The organism is Acinetobacter sp. ANC_7504 (genome assembly GCF_056779995.1).
Genome location: NZ_JBWYIZ010000005.1, coordinates 134,446 through 148,166 on the forward strand (window position 1 = coordinate 134,446; position 13,721 = coordinate 148,166).

A 13,721-nucleotide genomic window follows, 5' to 3' on the forward strand; every position below is an offset into this window, starting at 1 on the left:
GAAGTGCTACCTGCGGTTAGAGTTTAAAACCACGGTGAACTGCAACAATACCACCTGTTAAATTGTGATAATCGCAGTTTTGGAAGCCCGCATTTTCCATCATGCTTTTCAATGTGCGTTGGTCTGGGTGCATACGAATTGATTCAGCAAGATATTTATAGCTTTCAGCATCATTTGCCACAATTTTACCCATGATTGGTAAAGCAGTGAATGAGTACAAATCATAGAGTTTTGAGAAAGGCTCAAAGACTGGTTTTGAAAACTCTAATACAAGTAAGCGACCACCTGGTTTAAGTACACGATACATTGCTGCAAGTGCTGCATCTTTGTCTGTTACATTACGTAGACCAAAACTGATGGTGAGTAAATCAAAACTGTTGTCTTCGAAAGGCTCGAGGGTTTCAGCATTTGCCAGTACAAAATCAACGTTGGTACAACCCGCGTCGATCAGACGGTCGCGACCTACATTCAGCATGGATTCATTAATATCAGATAATACAACATGCCCAGTAGGACCAACTTCACGGCTAAATACTTTCGCTAAATCACCAGTACCACCAGCGATATCTAAAACGCGTTGCCCACGGCGAACGCCAGACATATTAATGGCAAAACGTTTCCACAAACGATGAATACCAAATGACATTAAGTCATTCATAATGTCGTATTTTGCGGCAACTGAATGGAAAACTTCAGCGACTTTTTGCGCTTTATCTTCAGAATTTACGGTTTTATAACCGAAGTGTGTCGTTGGTCCAACGTTTCCAGTATTCGCACCACGTGGCAAATTATATTTCGGTACTGAAGAATGTACTGGCGTATCTGTCAGTTGCTCTTGTAGTGATTGTTGCTGACCTTGAGGTGCGCCAGTTGGTAATGGATCTGTTAAAAAAGGACTCACGTTGTCTTTATTATTTGCCGGCTCAACCTGAGCATGAGGCTGTTGATTTTCATTAGACATTCGAGTCACTCCTGAACACAAATAATATTAAATCTGAATTAAACTGCATAATGACAGATTCTTCAGTTTTTTTCAGTCTAGATTATGCAATTGATATGAATAATATACAGAATTAAAGCGAAGTTTCATCCATGAAATGAGAAGATGTTCTTTTATTTTCGATATTCTGACCAGACGCTTTTACGCTTTTTCGGCTGATCAGAATCTTGGCTGATGAATTTTAATTAAGCGATTTGGAAGGGATTTTCTTTCCCTGTGTGGACATTATTCACGATGATTCGCTCTTTTTCTGTAAAACTCCGAATGAAGGTCGCAGCCGATTTCATTGGTTTCATAGCGACAAAGCCTTCACCAATAAAGTCATACATCAGTTCAAAATTATATTTGCTTGCTGCACCTTTACACATTTTAAACGCTGTGTGCATGATGAATGAACGCATGTATTTGTCCAGACTCAGACCGAGCTCATCCAACAGATTGAGTTGTTCATGGCGCGCTTGCTCTTGATCTAAAGCCACTAGAGTTTCACGCATCATTTCATCAGTAATGGGTTGGTCTTTTGGATAATGTTGGAGTAAATACTGTGCAACTTGTTCATCCAGTTGCATCGCCAAGACCGCCAGTCCTACAGATTTTAACCCAGTTTTAATGGCATTTTCTGGAATGATTTTTTCAGCTTTGTGTGCGTATTTTAGTAAACGTTCGATTTGCAATGCTAGGTCATCAAATTCAGGGCCACCATAAAGACGGTTAATAAAATATTGAGCCATCAGCTTATTTTTGTCTTCAGCGAATAACTCAGCATGTGTGTGAAGTATGCGCTGTTTTAGCCAATTTTGAGCATCATTTAACCTTTGTTTAAGTGCCGGATCCTGATGATAATTGAGTTGTTTGTATTGTTCTAAAAGTTGATCTAATGCAGCAAGTTTGGACATGTTCTAGCTCAATTAAAAGGACTGAAAAAAGCATAATAGGTTGGATTGCGCTCGACTATGACTGTTGAAATCTAAAATAAAACCTTTCAGGTCAGTCATGGATGAAAAGACAATTGCAATAAATTGTACCTGAAGATTTAAGTTGATACTGTTCCTTGCGTATACTGTCGAAAATACAATAATTTTGAGTGGGCTATGTCTGAACCAAAACAACAATTTGATAAAAATACTGATCAACCCGAAGATAAGAACAAAATATTTGATGCAGATCAGATCAATTTAGACTTAATTGAAGCGCAATATGCTCTCAAAGATACACGTGGTAAGAAAAATGCCAAAAGCTTAGTGGTGTTGGTAAGTGGCATTGAGTTAGCAGGTAAAGGAGAATCGGTTAAGCAATTAAGAGAATGGGTTGATCCACGATATTTGAAAGTCAAAGCTGACCCTCCTCACCTTATTCAGCCGAATATCCCATATTGGCAACCTTATGCACGTTATATTCCTGCTGAAGGACAAATGATCGTCATGTTTGGAAATTGGTATAGTGATCTTTTAGCCACATCCTTACATGTTTCAAAACCATTTGATGAAACCATGTTCGAAAATTATTTGCAGCAAATGCAAAGCTTTGAGCAGGATTTAAAAAATAATCATGTTGATGTCGTGAAAGTTTGGTTTGATTTATCGTGGAAATCATTACAGAAGCGTTTAGATAAAATTGAACCTTCGGAGCAGCGTTGGCATAAATTGCATGGGCTGGATTGGCGCAATAAAAAACAATATGAAAATGTACAACGATTGCGTCAAAAATTTACCCAAGACTGGGTCATTATCGATTGTGAAGATGAAGTATGTCGTGATCAGAAATTCGCAGAAATTGTATTAGCGCGACTGAAAGATTTGCCAAATCATCCTCAAAAAATGCGCCAAAAATGGCATCAAGCGGATATCCCAGAAATTTTAACGTCCCCCAATGAAGCAGTACTTGAAAAAGATCAGTATAAGGCTGAACTCAAGAAACTGACCAAGAAGGTCGCTGAAGCATTACGCGCAGAAGGACAAAAAACGGTGATCGTTTTTGAGGGGATGGATGCCGCAGGTAAAGGTGGTGCGATCAAGCGTATTGTGAAAAAGCTGGATCCAAGAGAATATGGAATTTATAACATTTCTGCGCCCGAAAAGTATGAATTGGCGCGGCCTTATCTCTGGCGTTTTTGGAATAAACTGCTTGAAGATGAAAAAATCTCGATTTTCGATCGCTCTTGGTATGGTCGTGTATTGGTGGAAAGAGTTGAAGGTTTTGCAACGGATGTGGAGTGGAAACGTGCATATGATGAGATTAATCGCTTTGAAAAAGATCTAGTAGATACGCAAACAGTCGTTATTAAGTTTTGGTTGGCCATCAGTCAAGAAGAGCAAGCCAATCGTTTCAAAGCACGAGAGGAAACACCGCATAAGCGTTTTAAAATTACGGCTGAAGATTGGCGTAATCGCAAACGTTGGGATGATTATTTATTGGCTGCAGCAGACATGCTCCACCGAACAAATACCGAAGATGCGCCGTGGTATATCATTGCTACCAATGATAAATATACTGCACGCCTTGAAATTTTGAAGGCAATTTTGAAACAATTAAAAGTAGATGTTTAGAGCTGGTGAGAGGTATAAATAAAGCCCTTACAGGGCTTTATTTATACGTATAAGGTTTTATGGGTTAAGCGTATTTCACAACATTTGCTTGTTGTTTTTGTTGAATGCTTTTGGCAAGTTTATAGCTTTCTTCAACATGAGCCTCAGCCACTTTTTTCATGACAATATAACCCAAGCTAGCTGCAATAATTGAACCGCCCAATGGAATAAACTTAGTCACTTGCTTGGTCAACACTTTGGCTGCCATATTGTTCAGCGAAGCTTTAGCGGCAGTACGAGCCACGACTAGACCAGAAAACTCGAAACCGCGTTTGCGTAGTTCGTTCCAATGGATTTTTTTGGTTTGAGGATCAAAAACGCTGATTTGTTCAGGAGCTAAGCCAAAGCGAGCATTAATTTCTGGAATTAAAATTGACAACATACCTACGTCAATCACAACATCTAAAAAGGGCACAGGAATGACAGCAACACCTGCTGAAACATAAGAGCGTTTTTTGACGAGTTCAAGACATTCATCTCGAATTTGTTCTAAATTTAAATTTGGGTCGATTGTTTCTGGAATTTTATCAATTTTCATTTATTTATCACCTAATCAAAGTCTATGGTTCTCGATCCATCACATGATGAACATAGCGCGAGATGAAAGTTTTATTAAAGTCATAAAGTAAAAGTGACATAGTCAGATTAAGATGTATAGTAATTTATGTTTATGATTTTGTTCACACAACTTCATAACGTGTTCGTTGTATGGTGAAAGGGACCTTATGGGAATTCATGTAATTCAAAGTCAGCGCATTGAAGTTCTGGTACAAGGCATCATCACGACTCAAAAGCGTCCCACGAACAACCCATTTGCAGTCCTACAGCAACAACATTTTGTGGTGCCTTCTGCGGCAATGCAAGAGTGGTTAACCCAACGGTTATCTGAGCACCAAGGCATCAGTGCAAATACATTTTTCCATCAACGTATTCGTGGCTTTCAATGGTATGCCTACCAGCAAATTTTGAGTGACAAAGATAAAGTACGTAAAGCGAATATTCCACGTCTGATTATGAAGTGGCGTATTTTCCAAGCACTCAAACCTTTTATACAGCGTGCGCATAATCAGCTTGAGGTTGAACATCCTTTATTCCCATTAATCACACGTATCTATGACAGCGCAGCACGTATTGAACAGTCAAATGAACAATATCGAAAAAAAATGAGCATGTTGTATTGGGTGTCTGATCAAGTGTCAAAATTGTTCAGCAATTACATGATTTATCGAGCAGATTGTCGCCGAGCATGTGAATATGATTGTCGTTGTCCTGAAAATTGGATTCAGGTATGGGGGCGTAATGAAGCACTCAATATTGAACAACAATTACAATATCTAAACGATCAAGATTCCAGTTTTAAATTTTCGCAGGCACAACAATTAGAGGCTTGGCAACGTTGGTTATGGCTCAATATTTTTCATGAAGACTTTGTTGAAATGCAAAGTATTGATCATGATTTTTGGGGTGTACTTCGTGATGAACAGCAACAGAAAATAGCCCTCAAAAAACTACCACAGCAACTGATCGTTTTTACACTCTTGGATTTACCACCAAGTCAATTACAGTTTTTGCGCCGTTTGGGTCAGTACATTGATGTGTTGATTTTGCATTACAATCCCTCACAAGAATATTGGGCGGATAGTGTCGATCCGAATTGGAAAAAACAATATGACTTAAAGCTCAAAGAGCGATATATCGAAAAGTTTCAGCAAAAGCATCAAAGAAAACCAGCTGATAATGAAGTTGAGCAGTTTTTTGAGAATTTTAGTCTGAGCTTTAATGGGCTGGCACGTGAGTCCAGACATCCCTTATTAACACGAATGGGAAAGCAGGCACGTGATCACTTTTCTCTGTTGTCTAACCTTTCCTCGGGTGATGAGGGGCAATGGATAGATGCTTTTGTGGATGAAGCACCGCAGCATTTACTGAGCCAATTGCAATCAGATATTTTACATTTGGTTGAACCTCAAGCTCAAAGTTATGTATTAGATCCAGCAGACGATTCAATCCACATTCATGTTTGTCATTCCGCTGTACGACAGCTTGAAGTCTTAAAAGATCAATTGACCCGATGGCTTGCTCAGTCAACAGCAGAAGCACCACGCCGTCCGAGTGATATTTTAGTTCTTGCGCCTGATCTGAAGCAAATTGAGCCTTTGATACGGAGTGTGTTTCCGCAAAAAAATACTGCAACAGGTGTTTATCTGCCAGTAAAGCTAGCTGGTATCACGCAGTTAGATACAGTATTGGCATGGCGTTCAGTGTTAGGGCGAATTGAACTGATACAAAGTCGATTTACCATTGATGATTTTGCTGATTGGTTGAACTTAGCAGCGACCCAGGTGAGATATTGCTTAGACATTAACGGGACTGAGCGCATCTTATCGTTGTTGAGACAAGCGGGATTTCGACGAGGTTTGGATGAGCAACATCTGCAAAAAACATTGGCGGAGTATGATCAAGACTATCGGTTCAGTTTTAAGTATGCCTTAGATCGTTTGGCGCTGGGTGTGGCTGTTCCAGTTCATGCGATGTTTGAGGAGACCTTAAGTTCTCATCTAGTGGGCTCGGGTGATTTTCACTTAATCGCCACGCTCATTGAAATATATAAGCACTTTACAGAGCGTCGAGATTGGCTCACGACGATTGAAATCGAAAGTGAACAAGAGACGTCAGAGCATGTTGAATTTTGGCTCAATCGTTTAATTTTAGAAGTTAATGAGTTTGAAAGCGCTGGTGTAAGCTCGTTAGAGATGATTAAAGAGATTATTCAAAAGCAAATAAGAATGCTAACGCTGGCAAGTTTCTATGAAGAACATGATCAAGCCATTCTTAAAAACATACGTTTGCCTTTGAGCTATATTCTGACTGAAATCCAAAGCACCCTTGAATCGCAACTTGATTATGCATTGCCAACTGGACAAATTACATTTAGTCAAATTGGTTTGATTCGGCCAATACCGTATAAGTTAATCGTCATGATGAATTTAGATGGGGGGAAGTTTCCAAATCGGGAGAGTCATTTACCTTTTGATTTAATGGATTTACTCAAGCCCATGATCGGTGATCGATCACGTTTAGACGATGATCAAGGTGCTTTTTTAGATGCTTTGTTGTTGGCCAAAGATAATCTCTGGCTATTCTATAATGGTTTTGATGTAGCCGATGGTGAAGTACGAGATCCATCGAGTAGTGTTCAGGAATTACTCCAACATCTCGCGTGGATCATAAAAACATCAGATCAATCTTCCTCGAATCCTCTCATTGATATTGATGGCATTCAAGTTCATCAGAATTTGAGCACACTCTACACGGTACATCCTTTGCAACCCTTTGATCCTGATGGTTTTCAGCAACAGCATCAGCGCTATGAAGATGAATGGTATGCCGTGGCTTCTAACCTCAATCGTCAGGATCAACGTGGTCATAGAGAGGCTTGGATTAATACCACGCTTGAATTGAATCAGGACATCATGGTCTTGGATGCTGAACAATGGATCAAAGATATCTGTTTTCCTGCGCGTCTTTATTTAAAAACCTTGGGCGTATCTAATTTAAAGGATCAGGATTTACCTGAGGTGAATGAGCCGTTGTTATTAGATGGATTGGCGCGATACTCTATTCGTGACTTTTTACAACAGCAGCCAAATGTTTCGAAGCTTCAGACTGAATTACTCAGTGACCAGCTTCCTGTCGGCAAATTACAAGAAGTCAGTTTGAAAATGAGTCTGTTAGAGCATCAACAGTTATTAAAAAGGCAAAAGTGCTATGTTGATGAGCCGACCAAAATCACTCAGCACGTCATAGCAATAGATGATATACAGCTTCAAGTGACCGTTCCTCAAGGGGATGAGACGAGTTGGGTGAGTGTTTCAACATCCAGTGCACGAGCACAACGACGAGCACATGTGTGGTTAGAATACTTACTTTGGTTAAGTTATCGAGACTTACCAGATCACCTTGCAACTGAAATGCAGCGCATCCAAATCTTTAGCGATAAAACGATCATGTGTACTGGCCTGACGACGAAACAAGCTCAAGATATGCTTTCTCAATGGATTCGGGTATATAAACAAGCGCAAATAGAGCCTCTCGTTTTACCTGCAGCATTGCTGATGAAACTTGCTGTAGATGGAAAAGCATTAGAATGGGTCACTGATGAAGAGGGTCATCAGCAGTTAAATAACTTCGATAAGCTATTAAATGAGTGGAATAAAAGCGATGCCTTTCTGAGTTATAGTTTAAATGACAGTGAAGAAAGTCATTTGCACCGAGATTGGCAGTATATTTTACAGGATTTAGATGCTGAGCACTTATTAAAACAAGCGTGTGATCAGTTTGCTTATGTCTTATATCAGCCGATATATATGTATCAATCGGAGGCTGAAATATGAGTCAAAAGCCTATAGTCTCATATCAGCCAATTGTGGATATGCATTTCACTGGATTGCATTGGATTGAGGCTTCTGCGGGGACTGGAAAAACGTATACGCTCTCCAGCCTCATGGTCAGAATTTTATTAGAAGAATATTTACCAAAGCAGATTATTGCGACGACATTTACACGCAAAGCAGCGGCTGAATTGAAAAGTCGAATTCGTGCACGTTTAATCGAGGTACTTGGACTTTTAGAGTCATGTCGTGAGCTAACTCAAGATCAAGTTCAGGCGCGTGCAAAATTAGAATCAGATATTTTATATCAAGTGATTTTAAATCAATTTTCTGGCTTGATTGCACATGCATGTGCACGTTTAAAATTGGTGATAGATCAGCTTGAAGAACTCTTTGTTGGGACCTTGGATAGCTTTAGCCAAAAGCTTCTTCGTGAATTTGCATTTGAGAGCGGTAAAATTGAACGAATGCAAATCACCAATGATGCAAAACAATATACGGTTCAGTTAATTCATGATGAATTACGGGCATGGATTCAACAGCAGCCTCAATCAACTGTAGATTATTTGCTGCTTAAGAAAAAAATTAAGTCACAAGATGCTTATATCGATTTAATTGAAACGAGTTTGAATTTTTCCTCTGCTTATTTCAAAGCAGTGCCAGCGCCGACCATAGATGTAGACGCTTTCAGAACTCATGCAGAGCGCTTCATACAGATCGAGCTTGAAACGCTAGATTCATTAACAGACTTTTATGATCCTGAAGGGCAGTATTATGCTGTAGTCGCAAAGAAGTGGCGCGATCAAGATAAATTAAAAATTACACTCACGCAGTTGTTGCCTGAATTCCTTGATCAAGTTAAATCCCAAGGCATTGAAGTCATTTTTGCGTCGCATCTCAGCACTCATCTTAGTCAGTTGAATGAATTGAGAAAAAAAGTTCTCAATAAATGTCCCGTCGATGTTTTGGCGGCATTTGAGCAACATCCTATTATTGTTGAACTTGCTGAGTTTTTTAAACACTTTGATAAGCTCAACCAACAACTCGAGCATTTGGAGAGTTATTTACAATATTATTTAGCGCAGCAAGTAAAACAACGTCTGCCAGAATTGCTACAGCAAAAATCCGAAACCACATTTTCACAGCAAATTCGAACTTTGGCCGAAGCACTGCAGGGAGCGCAAGGTCAGGAGTTTGCAAAGTACGTTCACGCGCGTTACCCACTTATTTTAGTGGATGAGTTTCAGGATACCAACCAAGATCAAGATGATATGTTGGCGCAGATTTGGAGACATCCAAGTCGTGTGAAGCAGGGTTGTATGATTATGGTGGGAGACCGTAAGCAAGCGATCTACGGTTTCCGCGGTGGAGACATGCTCACGTTCCTAAAAGCATATCAAGATGTTGAAACTAAAGCAGGGCGTTTTTACCAACTTGTGCATAATCATCGCTCAGTGAAACCATTGGTCGAAGTCGTCGATGCATTGTTTCAACAACAAATGGATTTTGGTGAACAAGTTGAATATACGCCTGTTACAGCAGGTACTCGATCGCATCCATTATTGATCCAATCCGGTTTAGAAAATTATGCTCCGCTTCGTTGGGTTCAAGTAAATGATAAGGAACACGAGTTAGAGCAGGTTGCTTGGAAGATACTTGATTTGCTCAATCAGGCTGCCCAAAGTCAGCTATATTTCGAAAAGCAGGGGCAACGTATTGAGCTTCAGGCAGATGATATCGCTGTTTTGTCTCGTAACAATCCTGATTTAGATAAAGTTCATCATCACTTATTGATGTTAGGCATTCCTGTAAATCGACCTTCACGAAAAAGTGTCTTCAAAAGTGGAATTGCTCGAGATGTTGGTGCAATTTTGACAGCCATCATGAATCCATTTGATGAAGCTAAATTAAAGAGAGCTTTACTTACACGATTGATGGGTTTTAATTTACATCGTTTTTTGCAACTTCAAATTCAAGCAGATGGCTTAAGTTTATTTATCACGAAATTTGAAGAAATTCGTGAAATGTGGATGGGCCAAGGCTTTTTAACAGCATGGCAAAGTTTCCTCACAGAATTCAAAGTTTGGACAAACTTGGTTGAGCAATTCAGCTATGACAATGAACGCGAAGTGGTCAATCTACGACACATTTCAGAGTTGTTGAGCCAAAACAGTGATGAGTTAAGAGGTATGCATACCCTTTATCATTGGTATATGCGGCAGCTTTCAAATCCGATGGAAAGAGAGTGGGAAATTGAAAGACAGTTGAGTAATCAAGCGGGCGTTCACCTTTTAACTATTCACCAATCTAAAGGATTGGAGTTTAAGATTGTATTCTTGCTTGGCGCAGATCGTAAACTGTCAGATCGAAGCGAACTTAACTTTTCAATTCGTGAAGTGCAGGATCATGGAACTGGAAAGTCCGTCGCACAACGTGTCGTGGCGTTAAAGCGTGAAGAATTATTGGAACCATTAGAGGTTGAGCAACATGACCAACGTGCTTTGGCAGAGCATCGACGATTATGGTATGTGGCCTTAACTCGAGCACAACACCGCGTTTATTCAATGATGAGTGATCAAAAAGGGCAATCTATTTATGGTTTGGCGTTTTGGCGTGGTCATGGTGCGAACCAATTTCAGCATGCTTTCAGTTTAGATGAGCCATGTTTAGAGCAATGCCCTGAGAAAGTAATCGCAAAAAAAGAACATCATACTGTTCAAATGATTGCGCAGAAATATCCTCAAGTTCATTTTTATCCTAGAGCCAAAACCAGTTTTAGTTATCTCGCACAACATTTGAGTCATCAACAAATTAAAGATCGTATGGCGGCTCAAGATATGATTGAACATCATGCGAGTGATGAGGTCAATGCTGTGACGCTCGTGACTCCATATCAATTTGAGGATTTGGATCATCAACAACCTTTGAGTTGGATTCGTGCTCATTTTCCGATGGGAACATTAGCTGGAAATTTCCTACATGAAATTTTTGAACATATCGATTTTCAAGATCGCCGAGATTGGACATTAGAAATTCGCCGCCGTTTTAAAAATGCCTATTCGAGTTTATGGGAGCAATTATTCGCTAAATTTCAATCAGATTTTCCTCAACATCATGATGCCGAGCAACATCTGTTAGAAATGATGGCTGAATGGTTAGCAGAGGTTTTAGAGACACCTATTCAACCTGAATTTCGACTCAAACAATTAGTACCTGAAGCACATTTGGCTGAATTTCCATTCTATTTGGCTTTAGCAGACCGAATATTTGGTATTCAGCGTATTCAGCAATTATTTTTAGAGTTTGGGCTTAATATGCCCGAATTCAATGCTGCAAATTCAGCACGTTACCTCAATGGTTCAATTGACTTGGTTTATTATGATGGGGAGCGCTATCACATTGCCGACTATAAGAGTAATTATCTCGGAAATCATGTGGAAGACTATTCAGCTCAAGCTATTCAGCTGAGCATGACGCATGCAAGTTATTGGCTACAAGCAGCCCTATATTTGGTGGCATTACATCGCTATTTAAGTATTCATATTGATGACTACAACATCGATCGAGATCTTGGTGGTGCCAGTTATTTATATTTACGTGGGATGAATGGCACTGACCAATATGGATTTAATTATTGGCGTCCTAGTTCAGAATTTATTCTAAGATTAGATGCAATATTGGGCTATTTTGCTGAGGATAAAAACAGCAAAATAGCATGAATATTTAAATGAATTTATTATTAATCATTAATTTATCTTGTGGATAATATTGATGATAAATGTGTAGATAACTATGAGGATAACTGTGTGGAAATTAATCAGAATGAAAAAGTTGATGTTCCTCAATGGGTAACAACTTGGGCTGAATATATCCTAAATCAGTATCTTTCATCAGATGATTTAAATGAACAATCCATTAACACCATTGAACAAGTTCTGATGGCATCTACTGTCGGCGATAGTTGTATTGATTTGAAAGGGGAGGTTATCCAAGATCTGAGTAAGTTGCTCGTGAGCGCAGAGCTTGCAGAACAACAGGTCGCGCCTTTTGTTTATGATCAGAACTATTTGTATTTATATCGCTATTGGCAATTAGAGCAGCGTTTAGCTCAACAAGTTTATCGTTTAAAGCAGCAAACGATAGTGCCTGTAGATTGCACAAAATATGAAAAATTATTAATCGATCCATTTCAAAAGCAAGCCTTAGAAATAGTATCAAGGCAAGCGCTGAGTATGATTACAGGTGGTCCGGGTACAGGGAAAACGTATACTCTAGCGCGTATTATTGCCGTATTAAATGAGTCGAATCATCAGTTAAGAATCGCAATGGCTGCACCGACAGGGAAAGCTGCACAGCGAATGAAAGAAGCATTGCAAAACTCATTAAATGACGATGCAATGCTCAATATGGGTTTGGATATTGCCCACTTAAAGCAGCAAAATACGTTAACGATTCACCGTCTTCTGGGTTTAGGGCATAGCGCTCAACCTAAATACAGTCTGAAAAAGCCATTACCCTATGATGTGGTGGTGATTGATGAAGCCTCAATGCTCGATCTCAATCTCGCGACGATGCTTTTTGAAGCGATTCCAGACCAATGTCGTTTGATCTTGTTAGGGGATGCACAGCAGTTGGCCTCGGTTGATGTGGGGATGGTATTGGCGGATTTACAACAAGTAAAAGCGCTTAAAGACCATCACGTCAATTTAGTGACCAGTCGAAGATTCAAAGCAGGTGCAAAAATCGGTGATTTGGCAAGGTTCATCCAGTCACATCAATGCTTACCACAAAGCTCGAAAGTTGAGGTATTGGCTAAATTTGAGAAGGAGATTTGTAGAGCATCTGAAATCCAACAGATTAATTTAGCTGAGCTTCAAGAGGATCTTGTTCAACTAGAGTATTTGAATAAAGAATATTCAGATCAAGATTTAAAAGCCTATTACCTTAAATTAAGCTCGGGGTTTACGGATTACTTTAAAGCACTCAACCTTTATGTCAGAAATGGATATCAGCAGCAGGATGTAGCTGAAATTATCCAAAAATTTGATGATTATAGGATCTTAGCTGCAGTGAGACATGGACATTTGGGATTGAATCGTTTGAATGATGAAATTGAAAGGGAGCTATTTCAGCACATGCGGATATCACGACACGACCTTTGGTATATTGGTCGCCCTGTCATGATGACATATAACGATTATCAACTCGGGCTTTCTAATGGTGATATTGGGATATGTCTCAGACATCGCCAGTTTGCTGATCAATTTGAAGTATATTTTCCAAGTCTTGAACAATGGTTTCCAGCATCACGTTTACCAAAGTCAATGCAAACCTGTTATGCGCTGAGCATTCATAAGTCGCAAGGTTCTGAATTTAAACACACTGCAGTTGTATTAGATGAGTTTGCGTCACGTCTATTGAGCCAAGAATTATTGTATACCGCGATTACGAGGGCAAAAAAAGCAGTCAGTTTATTGGTGGATACTGATGCTTTATTTGAGGCAATAAACATTAAAACAATAAGAAAAACAGGTTTATTGAATAAATTAAACACTTTATTTATATCTAATATTTAACGATTGGTTGAAAATAGAAAACCTTTGTAGGAAATATCTTACAAGGATTCGAGAAATTGGCGCATAGAGCTTCGTACAATTTTTTGCGATGATTGCTTACATAAAAGGTTCAACACGGAAAGTTGAGCAATATCGCATAATTACAATAATTTATAGTCGAGAGACTGCG

Annotated in this window: 7 protein-coding genes; 4 read left to right on the forward strand and 3 right to left on the reverse strand. The window is 39.4% G+C overall.

Features of this window, described 5'->3' with window-relative positions; all coding sequences use genetic code 11:
- Positions 1-16: 16 nt before the first annotated feature.
- Both ubiE and AC1M9F_RS07775 read right to left on the reverse strand, forming a co-directional pair.
- Positions 17-961 (reverse strand): bifunctional demethylmenaquinone methyltransferase/2-methoxy-6-polyprenyl-1,4-benzoquinol methylase UbiE, encoded by a 945-nt coding sequence (gene ubiE / locus AC1M9F_RS07770; protein ID WP_481597478.1) that lies wholly within the window; start codon positions 959-961, stop codon positions 17-19.
- A 224-nt stretch (positions 962-1,185) separates the two neighbouring features.
- Positions 1,186-1,896: a DUF8198 family protein gene (locus tag AC1M9F_RS07775; RefSeq protein WP_481597479.1), complete on the reverse strand. Its 711-nt coding sequence runs from the start codon at positions 1,894-1,896 to the stop codon at positions 1,186-1,188.
- Positions 1,897-2,091: 195 nt separating this feature from the next.
- Here AC1M9F_RS07775 and pap point away from each other — a divergent pair, with 195 nt between their 5' ends.
- Positions 2,092-3,546 (forward strand): polyphosphate:AMP phosphotransferase, encoded by a 1,455-nt coding sequence (gene pap, locus AC1M9F_RS07780; RefSeq protein ID WP_481597480.1) that lies wholly within the window; start codon positions 2,092-2,094, stop codon positions 3,544-3,546.
- A gap of 64 nt (positions 3,547-3,610) precedes the next feature.
- Here the strand turns inward: pap and AC1M9F_RS07785 are convergent, their stop codons facing one another.
- On the reverse strand, positions 3,611-4,123 hold the full coding sequence (locus tag AC1M9F_RS07785) for a hypothetical protein (RefSeq protein ID WP_035264037.1): 513 nt from the start codon (positions 4,121-4,123) through the stop codon (positions 3,611-3,613).
- Positions 4,124-4,310: 187 nt separating this feature from the next.
- Here AC1M9F_RS07785 and AC1M9F_RS07790 point away from each other — a divergent pair, with 187 nt between their 5' ends.
- From AC1M9F_RS07790 to recD, 3 genes are all read left to right on the forward strand, one after another.
- Positions 4,311-7,979, forward strand: coding sequence for an exodeoxyribonuclease V subunit gamma (locus AC1M9F_RS07790; protein ID WP_481597481.1), 3,669 nt, complete (start codon positions 4,311-4,313; stop codon positions 7,977-7,979).
- Positions 7,976-11,695 (forward strand): UvrD-helicase domain-containing protein, encoded by a 3,720-nt coding sequence (locus AC1M9F_RS07795; protein ID WP_481597482.1) that lies wholly within the window; start codon positions 7,976-7,978, stop codon positions 11,693-11,695. The genes AC1M9F_RS07790 and AC1M9F_RS07795 overlap by 4 nt, the downstream gene beginning before the upstream one ends.
- 87 nt (positions 11,696-11,782) lie before the next feature.
- On the forward strand, positions 11,783-13,552 hold the full coding sequence (gene recD, locus AC1M9F_RS07800; protein WP_481597483.1) for an exodeoxyribonuclease V subunit alpha: 1,770 nt from the start codon (positions 11,783-11,785) through the stop codon (positions 13,550-13,552).
- Positions 13,553-13,721 lie beyond the last annotated feature (169 nt).

Coding starts and splice junctions, on each gene's coding strand:
- ubiE (WP_481597478.1), bottom strand. CDS start 961: ATGTCTAATGAAAATCAACAGCCTCATGCTCAGGTTGAGCCGGCAAAT.
- AC1M9F_RS07775 (WP_481597479.1), bottom strand. CDS start 1,896: ATGTCCAAACTTGCTGCATTAGATCAACTTTTAGAACAATACAAACAA.
- pap (WP_481597480.1), top strand. CDS start 2,092: ATGTCTGAACCAAAACAACAATTTGATAAAAATACTGATCAACCCGAA.
- AC1M9F_RS07785 (WP_035264037.1), bottom strand. CDS start 4,123: ATGAAAATTGATAAAATTCCAGAAACAATCGACCCAAATTTAAATTTA.
- AC1M9F_RS07790 (WP_481597481.1), top strand. CDS start 4,311: ATGGGAATTCATGTAATTCAAAGTCAGCGCATTGAAGTTCTGGTACAA.
- AC1M9F_RS07795 (WP_481597482.1), top strand. CDS start 7,976: ATGAGTCAAAAGCCTATAGTCTCATATCAGCCAATTGTGGATATGCAT.